Origin of the sequence: Microbacterium sp. SLBN-111 (genome assembly GCF_049739645.1) — a bacterium.
Taxonomy (GTDB): Bacteria; Actinomycetota; Actinomycetes; order Actinomycetales; family Microbacteriaceae; genus Microbacterium.
Genome location: NZ_JBMGQH010000001.1, coordinates 3,309,256 through 3,326,299 on the forward strand (window position 1 = coordinate 3,309,256; position 17,044 = coordinate 3,326,299).

The following is a 17,044-nucleotide window of genomic DNA, read 5'->3' on the forward strand; positions in this document are numbered from 1 at the left end:
GACTGGCCCCGATGTCTTTCAGCCTACCGGCGGGCCCGCCGCGCGCCCGGAGCCTCACCGGTGTGGTGACCGAGGCGATCGCCGCCCTCGACGGCCGGTCGGAGTGGTTCGCCCCCGCTCGCAGCGCCGTGGTGTTCGTCGTCGACGGTCTCGGATCGCACAATCTCGCCGAACGCCGCGGTCACGCGCGGTTCCTCGGCTCCGCCGGCTCGCGCCGCGACGTCGCCCGCACCGTGTTCCCGTCCACGACCGCCGCGGCCCTCACGAGCCTGCTGACCGGCACCGAGCCGGGCGAGCACGGGATCGTCGGGTACCGCACCCTGATCCCCGCCACGAACGTCGCCGCGAACCAGCTGCACGGCTGGGAGACCGACGGCCTCGACCCGCGGACGTGGCAGCGCAGCCGTCCGCTGTTCGAGATCGAGGCCGAGCGCGGGCGTCCCGTCTTCGTCGTCTCCCGGCCCGACTACACCGGCACCGGCTTCACGACAGCCACGTTGCGCGGCGCCGAGTTCGTGTCCGCCACCGACGTGCGCGAGCGCGCGGCCATCGCCGCCGACCTCACCGCCCGGCATCCCGGAGCCCTCGTCTACCTGTACGCGCCCGACCTCGACAGCGCCGGACACCGCGACGGATGGGAGTCCGACCGCTGGACAGACGCCCTCGAGCGCGTCGACGCGGCCGCCCGCGACCTCGCCGGCGCCATCGACCCCGCCACCGGCGTGCTGGTGACGGCGGATCACGGCATGGTGGACGTCCCCGCGCGCAAGCACGTGCTGCTCACGCACGGCGATCCGCTCGTGGAGGACGTCGAGATCGTCGGCGGCGAGCCCCGCATGCTGCACCTGTACACCGCGCCCGGAACAGTGGATGCCGTGGCCTCACGCTGGCGCGAACGGGAGCAGGCGCGGGCCTGGGTGCTGACACGCGACGAGGCGATCGCGGAAGGGCTGTTCGGCCACGTCGCGCCCGAGGTGCGCGAACGCATCGGCGACGTGCTCGTCGCCGCGCGCGGACGATTCGCGTACTACGACGACCGCGAGAGCGACAAGCGCCCTCAGCGCATGGTGGGCCAGCACGGCTCGCTCACCGACGAGGAGCGCACGGTGCCCCTCCTGCGCCTCGGCGCATTCGCCTGACGCCGCGCGTCAGCTCTCGTCGGTGCGGGCCCCGAAGACGATCTCATCCCAGGACGGCATCGAGGGTCGCCCCTTCGCGCGCCGACCGGAATCGGTGGATGCCGGGGGAGCGGGGGTGCGCTCGGGCTCGGCCTCGGGCTCTTCGGCCCGGTACTCGGGCTCGAGGGCGTCGAACAGCGCGACGGGCGCACTGGGCGTCCGCTGCTCGGGCTCGCGCGCCTCGGCGGCGCCCGGGAGCGGTTCGCGCTGCCCGCGTCGACGACGCAGCGCCTCGAGGAGGTCGGCCGTCTCCGACGAGGTGACCGGAGCGTCGGGCGCCCGCTTGATCGCCGCCGCCTGCACGGCGGCCGCGACGGGACCGGTGGCCTCGACGCCGGGCTCGTCCTCGATGTCGAGGCGACGCGGGCCGAAGGCGCCGCTGTCGAAACGGGAGTCGTCCTTGGGCAGGGGAGTGTCGAGCGCGCGGAGGCGCGGGATCAGTCCCTCGGGGAGCGAGCCCTGACGCGACAGCTGGATCGCGTCCGAGTTCTGCGGCGACAGCGTGCTGCGACGCGGGTCGAAGCCCCAGCGCGCATCGTGATCGATGCCGTTCGCGGTGAACTCGAGCTTCACCATCCAGCCGGAGGATTCCTTCCAGCTCGTCCAGCGCTCGGACGACGCACCGGCCTCGGTGAGCTTGGCCCGCACGGCGGCACCGAACGTGATCGGACCGTCGTGCTCGAGCGCGCCCCCGAGGAGCACGGGCACGGCGAGGGCCTGCGCGACGATGTGCTCGCGCTCGGCGAGCACGGGGCCCTCGAACCTCTCGACGTCCTCGACGCGCGCGTTCAGCAGCGTCGCGACCTCGCGCGCAGAGAGGCCGGCGCGGATGTGCGCCTGGATCTCGCGCGGGCTCGGACGGGGCGCACGCTCGCCGTCGTGCTCGCGCCCACGGCGCGCACGGCGCGCCTCCGCGCGCAGCACCTCGTCGAGCGGCAGGGCGAAACGTTCGCCCGTCTCGGTCGCGACGACGAGGACGTCATCCTCGGTTCCGATGACTTTGAGCTGTTCCATGCGAAACACCCCTCCGATCTGCGGTCGACGCCCATGCTGTCACGGCCCCGCCTCCGAACCAGGGAATAACGCGGGCGCGCCGCGAGTTTCACGCGCTGCAGCCCACGGCCACCCCGCCGACACCCCGTGAAGAGCATTTGCTTATCGGGGTCGGGTCATGCAAACTATGGCCGCCCGTTCGGGCGATGCACCACGAAAAACCGGAAGTAGAGACCCTCACGCATGGCCACCGATTACGACGCACCGCGCAAGACCGAGGACGACAGCGAGTCGATCGAGGCCCTCAAGGAGCGCGTGCCCGACAAGACGTCGGGGTCGATCGACAACGAGGATGCCGACAACCCCTCGGGCTTCGAACTGCCCGGGGCCGACCTGTCCGACATCGAACTGGACGTCGTCGTGCTGCCCCCTCAGGAAGACGAGTTCACGTGCATGAACTGCTTCCTCGTCAAGCACCGCTCTCAGATCGCCGAAGAGAGCGGCAACGGCTTCATCTGCGTGGAGTGCGCAGCCTGACCTGAGCGCGCTGGATCGCCGCGATGAGGCGGTCCGGCGTCCGGGTGGACACCACCCACGACGGGGTCGGATCATCGGGATCGGTCACGGGAATCGTGACGATCCCGTCGATCCCACCCCGGATGAGGTGCCAGGCGCGCCGGTCGAGACCACTCCCGCGAGCCGTACGCGCCTCCTCGGCCACGGCTCCCGAGGGCACCCCCAGCAGATCCACCGGGATGTGCGCGCGGCCTGCCCGCAACTCCCCGTCGCGCACCTCGACTACGGGGGAGAGGGCGACCAGCGCCGCCACGATCCCGACGGACACCAGCAGCCCGATCACGAGCGCCAGCGTCGTGTCGACGGGCGTGAACACGAGGGCCGCCATCGGCCCGCAGACCGCCGCCGCGACGAGCGCCCAGAGCGACGGGCTCAGGCGTTCGCGGTACTCGATTCCGGTGCGGATGCCGCACCCCCTCTTCTGCATTACCCTCGTGGGGTGACCGAAACGGTGGACGTCCTCATTGTCGCATCCGAGCCCCCGGTCTTCGCCCACCCCGGCGACGCCGGAGCCGACCTCGTGGCCGCTGAAGCGGTCCGACTGGAGCCCGGTCGGCGCGCCCTCGTCTCCACCGGAGTCCGCATCGCGCTGCCGGACGGGTACGCCGCGTTCGTCGTCCCCCGCAGCGGCCTCGCCGCCAAGCACGGCATCACGATCGTGAACTCCCCGGGAACGATCGACGCGGGCTACCGCGGGGAGATCAAGGTGGCGCTGCTGAACACCGACCTCGACGAGGCCTACGAGATCGCGGTCGGCGACCGCATCGCGCAGCTCATCGTCATGCCCGTCCCGCCCGTTCGCTTCCTCCCCGTCGACGACCTTCCCGACAGCGTGCGGGGCGAGGGCGGATTCGGATCCAGCGGCTACCAGACCCCTTCAGGGAGCACCCGATGACCGACGACGCCCAGCCGCAGACCGATCAGGAGATCGAGGCGGCGCCTGCCCCCAAGAGCGGGCCGGTGGATCGCGAGACGACCGGACCCTTCGACGAGTCCGAGGCGAACGCCGTCCGCCCGTACATCGATCTGGGCGGCATCAAGATCCTCCCGCGCGAGGGCCTGAACCTCCGCCTCGAGGTCGAGGAGCAGACCAAGCGCATCGTCGCCGTCGGCCTCGACTACGCGGACTCCACGCTGCAGGTGCAGCCCTTCGCCGCGCCGCGCTCGAGCGGCCTGTGGGAGGAGACCCGCGAGCAGATCCGGCAGCAGGTGAAGCAGCAGGGAGGGCGCGTCGAGGAGCGCGAGGGCCCCCTCGGCCCCGAACTCCTCGCCGAGGTTCCGGTCGTGGCCGGCCCTGACGGCGCCACCAAGCGTCTCGCCCGGTTCGTCGGCGTGGACGGCCCGCGGTGGTTCCTCCGCGGCGTGATCGGCGGAGCGGCGACCTCCGACGTCGAGGCCGCCGCGGCGGTGGAAGACCTGTTCCGCTCGATCGTCGTCGTGCGTGGCGGATCGCCCATGCCCCCGCGCGATCTGATCCCCCTCCGGATGCCGACCACCCCCGGCACGGCATGACCGAGCCGGCGCGACCCGACGACGCCGACCGCGTCCCGCTCGAGCCGCCCTCCGCGGCCGACAGCCTCTCGGCGGCGCTCGGCGATGCCGCCCGCCGCGCGGGCCTGGACCCGTCGAAGCACTCCTCGACCGGCGCGGCCGTGTGGGCCGCGATGGGCGGGTGGCGCGGCATCCTGGAATCCGTCCTGCCGTCGCTCGCGTTCGTCGTGCTCTTCACCGTGACGAGCGACCCCGAGACCCACCAGGGCAATCTGCCCCTGAGCCTCGGGGTCTCGGGGGGCCTCGCGCTCGTCTTCACGATCGCGCGGCTGGTGGCCAAGTCGCCGCCGAGCGCCGCGATCGGCGGGCTCCTCGCGACCGTGGCCGCGGCGGTCCTGACGCTGTTCACCGGCCGCGGGCAGGACAACTTCGTCTTCGGGTTCTTCACGAACGGCGCCTACGGTGCGGCGTTCCTCGTGTCGGTCCTCGTGGGCTGGCCGCTGATCGGTCTCATCGCGGGATACCTGCTCGGCGAGGGGACGGCCTGGCGCACCGACAAGCGCAAGCGGCGCGTGTACTCGTTGCTGTCGCTGGGGTGGGCGGCGCTGTTCGCCGCGCGCCTCGTCGTGCAGCTGCCGCTCTACTTCGCCGGCGACGTCACGGCGCTCGGAACGCTCAAGATCATCATGGGTCTGCCGCTGTTCGCGCCGATGGTCGCGGTCACGTGGCTCGCCGTGCGCGCACTCTCCCCGAAGCGCGAATCCTGATATATTTATCTTGATATCAAGATAAATCCCCCTCCCCGCACGGTTAGGTCGGCCTTCCTGGCATCCTCCGAACCGCGAGGGGAAGATGGGGATGGCGGGCCGACGCCTGCGCATTCGCCGACGAAGGAGACGATCGTGTCCACGGTTGACAGCTTCGGTGCCAAGAGCACCCTGACAGTCGGCAGCACCGACTACGAGATCTTCCGCATCGACACCGTCGCCGGGTACGAGAAGCTCCCGTTCAGCCTCAAGGTGCTGCTCGAGAACCTCCTCCGCACCGAGGACGGCGCCAACGTCACCGCGGAGCAGATCCGCGCCCTCGGCTCCTGGAACCCGGATGCCGAGCCCGACACCGAGATCCAGTTCACGCCCGCACGCGTCGTGATGCAGGACTTCACTGGCGTCCCCTGCATCGTCGACCTCGCCACCATGCGCGAGGCGGTCACGGCACTCGGCGGCGACCCCAACCGCATCAACCCGCTCTCCCCGGCCGAGATGGTCATCGACCACTCCGTCATCGCCGACCTCTTCGGCAGCGAGAACGCCCTCGAGCGCAACGTCGAGATCGAGTACGAGCGCAACGGTGAGCGCTACCAGTTCCTCCGCTGGGGCCAGACCGCCTTCGACGACTTCAAGGTCGTCCCGCCGGGCACCGGCATCGTCCACCAGGTCAACATCGAGCACCTGGCCAAGGTCGTCTACGACCGCACCGTCGACGGCGTCCTGCGCGCCTACCCCGACACCTGCGTCGGCACCGACTCGCACACCACGATGGTCAACGGCCTGGGCGTCCTGGGCTGGGGCGTCGGCGGCATCGAGGCCGAGGCCGCGATGCTCGGCCAGCCCGTGTCGATGCTCATCCCGCGCGTCGTCGGCTTCAAGCTGAGCGGCGAGATCCCCGCCGGCGTCACCGCGACCGACGTCGTCCTCACGATCACCGACATGCTCCGCAAGCACGGCGTCGTGGGCAAGTTCGTCGAGTTCTACGGCGAGGGCGTGGCATCCGTCCCGCTCGCGAACCGCGCGACCATCGGCAACATGAGCCCCGAGTTCGGCTCGACCGCGGCGATGTTCCCGATCGACGACGTCACGCTCGAGTACCTGCGTCTCACCGGTCGCGATGAGCAGACCGTGGCCCTCGTCGAGGCGTATGCCAAGGAGCAGAAGCTCTGGCACGACCCGGCCCGCGAGCTCGTGTTCAGCGAGTACATGGAACTCGACCTCTCGACGGTCGTCCCCTCGATCGCCGGCCCGAAGCGTCCGCAGGACCGCATCCTGCTGTCCGAGGCGAAGTCGCAGTTCGAGAAGGACATTGTCAACTACGCCGCCGTGACCTCGGACTCGATCGTCGACCTCGAGAGCGACCAGTCGTTCCCGGCGTCCGACCCCGGCCCCGTGCCGGGAGACGAGCACACCCACACCGGCGAGGTCCTGATCTCCTCGGGTCACCCGGCCAACGCGTCGAAGCCGATCAAGGTCACGACACCCGAGGGCCAGTCGTATCTGCTCGACAACGGTGCCGTCACGCTCGCGGCGATCACCTCGTGCACGAACACGTCGAACCCCTCGGTCATGATCGCGGCGGGTCTGCTCGCCAAGAACGCCGTCGACAAGGGCCTCAAGCGCAAGCCGTGGGTCAAGACGACGCTCGGCCCCGGCTCGAAGGTCGTCACCGACTACTACGAGAAGTCGGGCCTGGACAAGGCGCTCGAGGGTCTCGACTTCTACACCGTCGGCTACGGCTGCACGATCTGCATCGGCAACTCCGGCCCCCTCATCGAGGAGGTCTCCGCGGCGATCAACGAGAACGACCTCGCCGTCACGGCCGTCCTCTCCGGCAACCGCAACTTCGAGGGGCGCATCAGCCCCGACGTGAAGATGAACTACCTGGCCTCCCCGCCGCTGGTGGTCGCCTACGCGCTGGCCGGCTCGATGAACTTCGACTTCGAGACCGACCCGCTCGGCAAGGACCAGAACGGCGACGACGTCTTTCTGAAGGACATCTGGCCGGCGCCCGACCAGGTGCAGTCGATCATCGACGCGTCGATCTCGCGCGAGCAGTTCATCCAGCAGTACGCAACCGTGTTCGAGGGCGACGAGCGCTGGAAGAATCTGCCGACCCCGACCGGCCCGATCTTCGAGTGGGATGCCGACTCCACCTACGTCCGCAAGGCCCCGTACTTCGACGGCATGTCGATGGAGCCGTCGCCGGTGACCGACATCAGCGGCGCACGGGTCATGGCGACCCTCGGTGACTCGGTCACGACCGACCACATCAGCCCGGCCGGCAACATCAAGGCGGGCACGCCCGCCGCGCAGTACCTCACCGAGCACGGCGTCGCGCAGAAGGACTTCAACTCCTACGGCTCGCGCCGCGGCAACCACGAGGTCATGATCCGCGGCACGTTCGCGAACATCCGCCTGAAGAACGAACTGACCGCCGCGGTCAACGACGGCAAGGTCGTCGAGGGCGGGTACACCCGTGACTTCACGCAGCCCGGCGGCCCGCAGTCGTTCATCTTCGACGCGAGCCAGAACTACCAGGCGCAGGGCACCCCGCTGGTCATCTTCGGCGGTAAGGAGTACGGCTCCGGCTCGTCGCGCGACTGGGCGGCCAAGGGCACGAACCTGCTCGGCGTGAAGGCCGTCATCACCGAGAGCTTCGAGCGCATCCACCGCTCGAACCTCATCGGCATGGGCGTCGTCCCGCTGCAGTTCCCCGCCGGCGAGAGCTGGAAGTCGCTGGGTCTCGACGGCACCGAGATCGTCTCGATCGAGGGCCTCGAGCAGCTCAACGAGGGCGTGACCCCCAAGACGGTGAAGGTCACCGCCGAGCCGAGCGAGTTCTCGCCCGAGGGCAAGCAGACCGTGACGTTCGACGCCGTGGTCCGCATCGACACCCCCGGTGAGGCCGACTACTACCGCAACGGCGGCATCCTGCAGTACGTGCTGCGTTCGCTCGTCTGACCCCGCATCGACCGCGCCCCGGGAGCCTCGGCCCCCGGGGCGCGGTTGCGTTTCCCGACACCATCGATCGCTCGCTGGCAAGCCATTGCCGGGCCTCTTCCGGGCGCCGAGACTAGAATCGACAGACGCGCAGACCTCTGTGCGCACCGCACGAGAGGAGTCACATGGCTCTCCTACCCGGCATCCACGGTCCCCGTGACCTCGACGGTCTCACCCCCGATCAGCTGCGCCAGCTCGCGGCCGAGATCCGTTCGTTCCTCGTCGAGAACGTCGCCCGCACCGGCGGTCATCTCGGCCCCAACCTCGGCGTCGTCGAGTTGACGATCGCCCTCCACCGCGTCTTCGACTCGCCGGCCGACCCGATCATCTTCGACACCGGCCACCAGTCGTACGTGCACAAGATCCTCACCGGCCGTCAGGACTTCGCGAACCTGCGGTCGCGCGGCGGCCTCGCCGGCTACCCGCAGCGCTCCGAGAGCGAGCACGACATCGTCGAGTCCTCGCACGCGTCGAGCTCGCTGAGCTGGGCCGACGGCGTCTCCCGGGCGTTCACGCGCACGGGCCGCAAGGACCGCCACGTCATCGCCGTCGTCGGCGACGGCGCGCTCACCGGCGGCATGACGTGGGAGGCGCTGAACAACATCAGCGACGACAACGACCGCAACCTCGTCATCGTCGTCAATGACAACGGCCGTTCCTACGCGCCGACGATCGGCGGCATGGCCCGCTACCTCAACCGCGTGCGCACGAACGAGGCGTACCGGCACCTGCACCGCAGCTCCGACACGCTGTTCCGACGCCTCGGGCCTGCGGCGCGCGCCGTCTACCGCGGCGTCCGCGGCGGCACTCACGGCTTCCTGTCCCGCTTCACGAACAACGAGGCGCTATACAGCAACCTCGACATCAAGTACCTCGGCCCCATCGACGGGCACGACTTCGAGTCGCTCATCGAGACGCTCGAACTCGCGAAGTCGTACGGCGCCCCTGTCATCGTGCACGCGATCACCGACAAGGGGAGCGGCTACGCCCCGGCGCTCAGCGACGAGGCGGACCAGTTCCACGCGGTCGGCAAGATCGACCCGATCACGGGCGAAGCCCTAGGATCGGGCGGTGGCCCCCAGTGGACCGACGTGTTCGCCGAGGAACTGACCGCGGTGGGGGCCGAGCGCGACGACGTCATCGCGATGACGGCCGCGATGCTGCGCCCCACGGGCCTGCAGTCCTTCGCCGAGCGCTTCCCAGAGCGCGTCTACGACGTGGGCATCGCCGAGCAGCACGCCGTCGCCTCCGCTGCCGGTCTGGCGTTCGGCGGGCTGCACCCGGTCGTCGCGATCTACGCGACCTTCATGAACCGCGCGTTCGACCAGGTCATGATGGACGTCGCCCTGCACAAGGCCGGCGTCACGTTCGTGCTCGACCGCGCCGGCGTGACCGGCCCCGACGGCCCGAGCCACCACGGCATCTGGGACCTCGCGATGCTGCAGCTGGTCCCCGGCATCCGGATCGCTGCTCCGCGCGACGCGACGCGCCTGCGCGAGGAGTTCCGCGAGGCCGTCGCCGTCGGTGACGCCCCGACGGTCGTGCGGTATCCGAAGGGCGGCGTGCCCGCCGACCTCGACGCGATCGAGCGCCTCCCCGACGGCGTCGACGTCCTGGCGCGCGGCACGTCCGACGACGTGCTGCTCGTCGGCATCGGCCCGATGGTCCACCTCGCGATGGAGGTCGCCGAGCGGCTCCGCGCCCAGGGCATCGGCGCCACGGTCGTCGACCCGCGCTGGGCGATCCCCGTGCAGCCGTCCATCGTCGACCTCGCCCGCGAGCACCGGCTCGTGATCACGATCGAGGACGGCATCCGCGTCGGCGGCGTCGGCACCCGCGTCCGCCAGGTCCTGCGCGAGGCCGGCGTCGACACGGCCGTCGACGAGCTCGGCATCCCGGACGAGTTCATCGACCACGCCACGCGCGAGCAGATCCTGGAGGATGCCGGACTCACGGCATCCAAGATCGCCCATGACGTCGTGGCCCAGGTGCTCGGCACGCGCATCCCGATGGCGCGGCAGTCGCCCACGGGCGCGATCCCGACGCTGGAGGAGTGGGAGAAGACCCGCCCGTAGGCCCTGCATCAACGACAGCGGCGCCGCCCCCTCGGGGACGGCGCCGCTGTCGTGTGTCGGTCTGTCAGCCTCCGATGCCGCGGATCGGCGGGTGGTGGAACGTGTCGCCGAAGGCGCGCTCCGACGCCCCCTCGCGGTCGAGGTAGGGCGAGGCACCTCCGTCGATGAACGGCCAGCCCGCGCCGAGGATGAGGCACAGGTCGATGTCCTGCACCTCGGGGACGACGCCCTCGTCGAGCATGATCTTGATCTCCTGCGCGAGACCGTCCTGCACGCGGCCGAGGATCGTCTCGGGCGCGACCGGCGTCTTGCCGGTGACGAGCACCTTCTGCGCCGCCTTCGTCCAGCCGGTGACGCGGCCGCCCTTGTCCTTCTCGACGACCTCGGGCAGCGCCGCGAGCTCGTGGAAGTTCTCGGACGCGAAGAAGCGATCCGGGAACGCCCCCGCCATCGTGTCCTGCACGTGCGCGGCGACCTTCCAGCCGACGAGGTCGATGAGCTGGAACGGCCCCATCGGCAGCCCGAGCGGCGCGAACGCCTTCTCCACGACCGTGATCGGCGTGCCCTCGTACACCGCGCGCGCGGCCTCGCCCATGACCTTCGCCAGCAGTCGGTTGACGACGAACCCGGGCGCGTCCGCGGTCAGCACCGCGTTCTTGCCGAGGCCCTTGGCCACGACGAACGCCGTGGACAGCGCGGCGTCGGAGGTGGCATCCGTTCTCACGACCTCGATGAGCGGCATGACCGCGACGGGGTTGAAGAAGTGGAAGCCGACGAGCCGCTCGGGGTGCTCGAGCGCCGAACCGATCTCGGCGACCGACAGCGACGAGGTGTTGGTGGCGAGGATCGTGTCCTCGGCGACGATCTTCTCGATCGCCGAGAACACCTCCTGCTTGACGCCCACCTCTTCGAACACGGCCTCGATGACGAAGTCGCAGTCGGCGAACTCTCCGCGGTCGGTCGTGCCGTGCACGAGCGCGCGCAACTGGTTCGCGGTGTCGGCGTCGAGTCGCCCCTTCGCCTCGAGCTTCCCGATCTCTTCGCGGATGGATGCCACGCCCTTGTCGACGCGTCCCTGATCGAGGTCTGTGATGACGACGGGCACCCGCAGCTTCCGCACGAACAGCAGCGCGAACTGCGAGGCCATGAGGCCCGCACCGATCACGCCGACCTTCGTGACCTTCTTCGCCAGGGTCTTGTCGGGGGCGCCGACCGGCCGCTTCGCACGCTTCTGGACGAGGTCGAAGGCATACATGGATGCCGCGAACTGGTCGCCCGCGATGAGGTCGGCGAGAGCCTCGTCCTCGCGCGCGAAGCCCTCGGCCTTCGTGCCGCTCTTGGCCTTGTCGAGCAGATCGAGCGCGACGTAGGGGGAGCGGGGGACCGTGCCGATCTTGGACTCGAGCATGCCGCGCGCGACCTTGATCGCGATCGGCCACTTCGTGAGGCGCTCGATCTTGCCCGGCTCGTTCTCCCGCTCGACCTTGACGCGGCCCGTAAGGACGCCGTCGGCCCAGCGCAGCGAGTCCTCGAGGTAGGACGCCGCCGGGAAGATGGCATCCATGATCCCGAGGTCGAAGGCCTGCTGGGGCTTGAGCATCCGGTTCTGCTTGAGCGGGTTCGACACCACCACCTCGAGCGCGTTCTCGATGCCGATGAGATTCGGCAGCAGGTACGCGCCACCCCAGCCGGGGATGATGCCGAGGAAGACCTCGGGCAGCGCGATCGCGGCGGCGGAGGCGTCGACGGTGCGGTACGTCGAGTTCAGCGCGATTTCGAGACCGCCGCCGAGCGCGAGGCCGTTGACGAACGCGAACGACGGGACGCCGAGGTCGGACAGCGAGCCGAGCACCTGGTGCCCGCGCTGGGCGATGAGGCGCGCGATGTCCTTCGACGGCAGGTTCGCCACCTCGGAGAGGTCGGCGCCGGCGGCCAGGATGTACTGCTTCCCGGTGATCGCGACGGCGTGGATCTCTCCGGCCGCGGCCCGCTGCTTCAGCGTGTCGAGCGTACGCCCGAGCTCGGCGAGGGTCGCGGGGCCCAGCGTGTTCGGGCGGGTGTGGTCGCGGCCGTTGTCGAGCGTCACGAGCGCGACCACGTTGCCCGAGGGCAGGCGCACGTCGCGCACGGGGGAGTGGGTGACGACCTCGTCGGCGCTGAGTCCGTCGAGGGGCGAGAAATCGATCGCGGAGTAGTCGGTCACTTGCGCTTCTTCTTTCCGTCGAAGAACGGGTTCTCCCAGATCACCGAACCGCCCTGGCCGAGACCGACGCACATGGCCGTGAGGCCGTACCGCACGTCGGGACGCTCGGCGAAGTGCGCGGCGAGCTGGATCATGAGACGGACACCGGATGCCGCGAGCGGGTGGCCGAGCGCGATCGCGCCGCCCCACGGGTTCACGCGCGGGTCGTCGTCGGCGATGCCGAAGTGGTCGAGCAGCGAGATGACCTGGATCGCGAACGCCTCGTTGAGCTCGAACAGACCGATGTCGTCGATCGTGAGCCCGGCCTTCTTCAGCGCCTTCTCGGTCGAGGGGATCGGGCCGATGCCCATGATCTCGGGCTGCACGCCGGCGAAGGCGAACGACACCATCCGCATCTTGGGCGTGAGGCCGAATTCCTTCACGGCGTCGGAGCCCGCGAGCAGGCTGATCGTCGCGCCGTCCGTGAGCGGCGAGGACGTCCCGGCGGTCACGCGACCGTGCGGGCGGAAGGGCGTCTTGAGGGATGCCAGACCCTCGAGGGTCGTCTCGGGGCGGCGTCCCTCGTCCTCGGTGGCGAGGCCCCACGCGCCCTCGGCATCCTTGATCGCGACCGGGACGAGGTCGGGCTGGAACTTGCCGGCCTCGTACGCGGCCTGCGCCTTATGCTGGCTGGCCATGCCGAACCGGTCCGCACGCTCCTTCGTGAGGTGCGGGAAGCGGTCGTGGATGCGCTCGGCCGTCACGCCCATGTTGAGCGCGCCCGGGTCGACGAGCTTCTCGGCGACGAAGCGCGGGTTCGGGTCGGCGTTGGCCCCGATGGGGTGCCGACCCATGTGCTCGACACCACCCGCGAGGGCGAGGTCGTACATGCCGACACCGATCGAGGCGCCCATCGTGGTGACGCTCGTCATCGCACCGGCGCACATGCGCTCGACCGCGAGTCCCGGCACCGTCATCGGGAGACCCGCGAGGATCGCCGCCGTGCGTCCGAGGGTGAGGCCCTGGTCACCGGTCTGCGACGTCGCGGCGATCGCCACGTCGTCGATCCGGTCCTTCGGCACGTCGCCGTTGCGCTCCATCAACCCGATGATCGCCTTGACGACCAGGTCGTCCGCGCGGGTGTTCCAGTACATGCCCTTCTCGCCGGCGCGCCCGAAGGGGGTACGCATACCGTCGACGAAGAAGACGTCCGACATCTCGGCCACTCTGCCTCCATTGTTTGGGATGCAGCCAGCCTAGGAAACGCGCAGCGGCGCGAAGAATCGGTTGTCCGAACCTACGAAGTCGGTTCCGACTCGTCGGGATCGGCGTTGAGGGAAGCTACAAAGCTATCCGCGATCACCTGTGCAGTCTGCTCAATCTGCCACGGGCGGGCACCGAGCTCCGCGAGGGCGCCCGAGATCGACTCGGCGGTGACCTCGGTCGGGGGAGTCCACGCCACGCGGCGCAGCGTCTCGGGGGTGAGGAGGTTCTCGGTCGGCATCCGGAGCTCTTCCGCCCGCGCCTCCACCGCCGGTCGCGCGGCCTTGAGCCGGCGGTCGGCCTCGGGGTTGCGGTCGGCCCACGCGCGGGGCGGCGGCAGCGTGTCGCTGGGGACGCGGTCCGGCGGCAGGTCGGTGGACTCGCGCCCGGCGACGATCGCGTTCCACCAGCGGTCGAGCTGCGTGCGGCTCGCGCGTCCGTTGAACTCCTTGACGCCCGCGAGCGCCTGCTTGCTCTGCGGATCCGCCAGCACCGCCGCGACCAGCGCACGGTCGGGCACGAGGCGGCCGGGGGCGACGTCCTGCTCGCGCGCGTAGTCCTCGCGCGCCTGCCACAGGGACCGGGCGACCGCGAGCGAGCGACGACCGCGCACGGTGTGGAGCCCGCTGAGGCGACGCCACGGGTCGTCGCGCGGCGGCTTCGGGAGCCGCTCGAGCACGGCCTGGAACTCCTGCCGCGCGAACTCCGACTTCTCCTGCTCGTCGAGTTCGGCGGCGAGCTTGTCGCGGACGTCGACGAGGTGCTCGACGTCGAGCGCGGCGTACTCGAGCCAGGACGGCGGCAGCGGACGCGTCGACCAGTCGGCCGCGGAATGCGCCTTGGCGAGCGTGATGCCGAGCGTCTCCTCGACGACCGCGCCGAGACCGACGCGCTCGTGTCCGAGCAGGCGCGCGCCCAGCTCGGTGTCGAAGATGACCGGCGGCTCGAGACCGCGCTCGCGCAGTGACGGAAGGTCCTGGCTCGCGGCATGGAAGACCCACTCCGCGTCGCCGATCGCGTCCTGCAGCGGGGAGAAGTCCTCGATCGTCGAGGGGTCGAACAGGAACACCCCGGACTCGCGCCGGAAGACCTGGATCAGATACGCGCGCTGCGAGTACCGGAACCCCGACGCGCGTTCGACGTCGACGGCCACGGGACCGGTCCCGGATGCCAGCGACTCCGACGCCGCGGCGAGACCGGCGGCATCCTCGATGACGGTGTACTCAACCACGCGGGGGCCTCCGGGCTCCGAGGACCGCGACGCCCTCGGACCCCGGGGGGAGTCCGGCGAGCATGCAGACCAACTCAGCCCACGCCTCCAGGTGCGGGCGAAACGGACCGCGCGGCGACCACGACGCGCGGAGTTCGATCTGTGACCCTTCGCCCTGCGCCGCGAGCGCGCCGAAGCCGGTCGACAGCGTCTTGGTCGCCGTCCCCGATTCGGAGTGGCGCTCGGCGCCGCGCGAATCCAGGGCGTCGATGAGCCACGACCACGCGACCTCGGCCAGCAGAGGGTCGATTCCGATCTCCGGCTCGAGCGGCGCCTGCGCGAAGCACACGACGCGCCACGCTCCGCCCCACGGCTCCGGCTCCTCCGGGTCGTGGAGCAGGATGAAACGGCCCGTGCCGAACGGCGAGTCCGTCGCGTGCGCATCCGGGCGCACGTCACCCGCCAGCGCGAGCGACTGCGGCGCCAGTCCCGACGGCGAGGGGATCTCGCGCACGACGAAATCGTCGCGGAACTCGGTCGCGCGCAACTCGTCGGCCGCCCGGGCGAAGGCGGTCGCCGCCTCGGGAGAGCGGGGGTCAGTCACGCCGACAGACTAGAGTGAGGCCTCGATGAACGCTCCCAGGCGCGCCGCGAGGCGCCGTGCCCCGCACCCCGCGGCCGCACCGCTGCGGATCGCCGTCACCGCCCTCAGCGCCGCTCTCGCGGTGAGCGCGACCGCCCTCGGCGCGGTCTCGCTGCGCATGGCTCGCACGGTCCTCACCCCGGCGGCACGCCGGCCCGACGTGCGGCTGCGGGGGCTCGACCCCGCCGCGCAGACCATCACCCTCGACCGCACCGACGACACGGCTCTGCCCGGTCGTTACGGCCTGTTCACCACCGGGAGCGCCGACTACCTCCGACTCGGCTCCGTCGTGAAGGACGACGGCACGAGCGTGACCCGCAAGCTCTTGACCCACGTCCCCGCCGACGCGCACCTCGCACCCGCCGCGGCCTTCAGCGGCTGGTACTACGACAAACCCGAGGATCTGCAGATCCCGTACCGGAACGCACTTATCGGCACACCGGTCGGCCCGTGCCCCGCGTGGGAATTCCCGGCGGCGGTCGACAGCGACGTGTGGGTCATCCAGGTGCACGGCCGGGGGACGACGCGCTCCGAGGCCCTGCGCGCCGTACCGGTGTTCCACGAGCTCGGCATCACGAGCCTCCTCGTCTCGTACCGCAACGACGGCGAGGCCCCGAGGAGCCGCACGGGCACGTACGCCCTCGGCGCGACGGAGTGGCGGGACGTGGATGCCGCGATCGGGTACGCCCGACGCCAGGGCGCGCGCCGCATCCTGCTGATGGGGTGGTCCATGGGCGGCGCGATCGTCCTCCAGACCGAGTTCTCGTCGCCCCACCGCGACGTGATCGCAGGTCTCGTCCTCGAGTCGCCGGTCGCCGACTGGCGGACCGTGCTGCGGTATCAGAGCCGCCTCCTGCGGCTGCCCGGCGTCGTCCTCGCGTTCGCGCAACAGATCCTCGGCTCCGACTGGGGCGCGGTCCTCACGCGCAGCGGATCAGCCATCCCGCTGGACGGCCTCGATGCCGTCGCCCGCGCCGCCGAGCTGCGGCATCCCGTCCTGCTCCTGCACAGCGACGACGACGGCTTCGTCCCGAGCGACGCGTCGCACGCCCTCGCCGAGGCGCGGCCCGATCTCGTGACGATGGAGACCTTCGCGGTCGCGCGCCACACCAAGCTGTGGAACTACGACGAGACGCGCTGGACCCGCGCGATCCAGGACTGGGTGCGCGCTCAGGGACTCGCGACGGAGGACTGACGCCTCAGCGAGCGCTCTTCGCGCGCACCTGACGCTTCGCGCGCATGAGCATGCCGGTCATGCCCGCGATGCGCAGCGGGCTCACCGCACGCGTCAGACCGATGCTCTGCGGGAAGTCGTCGGGGACCGCGAGCACTTCCTCGGCGGACAGGCCCGTGAGTCCCTGCGCCAGGATGCTCGCGAAGCCGCGCGTCGTGGGGGCCTCGGCCGGCGCCGTCGCGTGCATCGCCACGCGGCCGGCGTCATCGACGTCGACCACGATGTACACCGGCGACTGGCACTCGGCGACCCGTTCGCACATCTCGGGGTGGTCCGCGTACTGAGCCGGAACGTCGGGCAGCTCGTGCGAGAACTCCAGGAGGAGCTGCAGACGGTCGGGCTCGTCGAGCTCGAGGAACTCGTCGCGGATCTCGGCGAGGCGGGCGGGGAGCGTGTTCTCGGACATCACCGTCAGTCTCCCACGCC

15 protein-coding genes are annotated in these 17,044 nt (G+C 70.6%); 8 read left to right on the forward strand and 7 right to left on the reverse strand.

The annotated features are described in order from the left end of the window. Positions 1 to 11 precede the first annotated feature (11 nt). Positions 12 to 1,139, forward strand: coding sequence for an alkaline phosphatase family protein (locus RKD05_RS15435; protein ID WP_424711210.1), 1,128 nt, complete (start codon positions 12 to 14; stop codon positions 1,137 to 1,139). Between the two features lie 9 nt (positions 1,140 to 1,148). Here the strand turns inward: RKD05_RS15435 and sepH are convergent, their stop codons facing one another. Next, positions 1,149 to 2,192, reverse strand: coding sequence for a septation protein SepH (sepH, locus tag RKD05_RS15440; RefSeq protein WP_424711211.1), 1,044 nt, complete (start codon positions 2,190 to 2,192; stop codon positions 1,149 to 1,151). Positions 2,193 to 2,414: 222 nt separating this feature from the next. Here sepH and RKD05_RS15445 point away from each other — a divergent pair, with 222 nt between their 5' ends. Continuing rightward, on the forward strand, positions 2,415 to 2,708 hold the full coding sequence (locus RKD05_RS15445; protein ID WP_022880322.1) for a DUF4193 domain-containing protein: 294 nt from the start codon (positions 2,415 to 2,417) through the stop codon (positions 2,706 to 2,708). Here RKD05_RS15445 and RKD05_RS15450 read toward each other — a convergent pair. Further along, entirely contained in the window at positions 2,683 to 3,174 is a 492-nt protein-coding gene (locus RKD05_RS15450; protein WP_424711212.1) for a DUF3093 domain-containing protein, read from the reverse strand. The two genes, RKD05_RS15445 and RKD05_RS15450, sit on opposite strands and share 26 nt — an antisense overlap. A gap of 12 nt (positions 3,175 to 3,186) precedes the next feature. Between RKD05_RS15450 and dut the strand changes: the two genes are divergently transcribed. From dut to dxs, 5 genes are all read left to right on the forward strand, one after another. Further along, a complete protein-coding gene (gene dut, locus RKD05_RS15455; RefSeq protein ID WP_022880324.1) occupies positions 3,187 to 3,642 on the forward strand; it encodes a dUTP diphosphatase in 456 nt (151 codons plus the stop codon). Next, on the forward strand, positions 3,639 to 4,259 hold the full coding sequence (locus tag RKD05_RS15460; RefSeq protein WP_424711213.1) for a DUF3710 domain-containing protein: 621 nt from the start codon (positions 3,639 to 3,641) through the stop codon (positions 4,257 to 4,259). The genes dut and RKD05_RS15460 overlap by 4 nt, the downstream gene beginning before the upstream one ends. Beyond that, positions 4,256 to 5,005 carry a DUF3159 domain-containing protein gene (locus tag RKD05_RS15465; RefSeq protein WP_424711215.1) on the forward strand — a complete coding sequence of 250 codons (750 nt, stop codon included), beginning with the start codon at positions 4,256 to 4,258 and terminating at the stop codon, positions 5,003 to 5,005. The genes RKD05_RS15460 and RKD05_RS15465 overlap by 4 nt, the downstream gene beginning before the upstream one ends. Positions 5,006 to 5,140: 135 nt before the next feature. Beyond that, the gene (gene acnA / locus RKD05_RS15470; RefSeq protein ID WP_424711217.1) at positions 5,141 to 7,972 is read left to right on the forward strand and encodes an aconitate hydratase AcnA; all 2,832 of its coding nucleotides are present in this window, start codon (positions 5,141 to 5,143) and stop codon (positions 7,970 to 7,972) included. 164 nt (positions 7,973 to 8,136) lie between these two features. Next, positions 8,137 to 10,086 carry a 1-deoxy-D-xylulose-5-phosphate synthase gene (gene dxs, locus RKD05_RS15475; protein WP_424711219.1) on the forward strand — a complete coding sequence of 650 codons (1,950 nt, stop codon included), beginning with the start codon at positions 8,137 to 8,139 and terminating at the stop codon, positions 10,084 to 10,086. A gap of 64 nt (positions 10,087 to 10,150) precedes the next feature. Here the strand turns inward: dxs and RKD05_RS15480 are convergent, their stop codons facing one another. The 4 genes from RKD05_RS15480 to RKD05_RS15495 form a co-directional block, all read right to left on the reverse strand. After that, positions 10,151 to 12,289: a 3-hydroxyacyl-CoA dehydrogenase NAD-binding domain-containing protein gene (locus RKD05_RS15480; RefSeq protein ID WP_424711221.1), complete on the reverse strand. Its 2,139-nt coding sequence runs from the start codon at positions 12,287 to 12,289 to the stop codon at positions 10,151 to 10,153. Then, complete coding sequence (locus RKD05_RS15485; RefSeq protein ID WP_424711222.1) at positions 12,286 to 13,494, reverse strand: thiolase family protein; 1,209 nt, start codon at positions 13,492 to 13,494, stop codon at positions 12,286 to 12,288. The genes RKD05_RS15480 and RKD05_RS15485 overlap by 4 nt, the downstream gene beginning before the upstream one ends. 71 nt (positions 13,495 to 13,565) lie before the next feature. Continuing rightward, positions 13,566 to 14,762: a ribonuclease D gene (locus RKD05_RS15490; RefSeq protein ID WP_424711223.1), complete on the reverse strand. Its 1,197-nt coding sequence runs from the start codon at positions 14,760 to 14,762 to the stop codon at positions 13,566 to 13,568. Further along, positions 14,755 to 15,345: a DUF3000 domain-containing protein gene (locus RKD05_RS15495; RefSeq protein WP_022879072.1), complete on the reverse strand. Its 591-nt coding sequence runs from the start codon at positions 15,343 to 15,345 to the stop codon at positions 14,755 to 14,757. Before RKD05_RS15495 ends, RKD05_RS15490 begins: the two co-directional genes overlap by 8 nt. A gap of 25 nt (positions 15,346 to 15,370) precedes the next feature. Here RKD05_RS15495 and RKD05_RS15500 point away from each other — a divergent pair, with 25 nt between their 5' ends. Continuing rightward, the gene (locus RKD05_RS15500; RefSeq protein ID WP_424711225.1) at positions 15,371 to 16,579 is read left to right on the forward strand and encodes an alpha/beta hydrolase family protein; all 1,209 of its coding nucleotides are present in this window, start codon (positions 15,371 to 15,373) and stop codon (positions 16,577 to 16,579) included. A 4-nt stretch (positions 16,580 to 16,583) separates the two neighbouring features. Here RKD05_RS15500 and RKD05_RS15505 read toward each other — a convergent pair whose 3' ends face one another. Next, positions 16,584 to 17,024 (reverse strand): SufE family protein, encoded by a 441-nt coding sequence (locus tag RKD05_RS15505; RefSeq protein ID WP_424711226.1) that lies wholly within the window; start codon positions 17,022 to 17,024, stop codon positions 16,584 to 16,586. Positions 17,025 to 17,044: the final 20 nt, after the last annotated feature.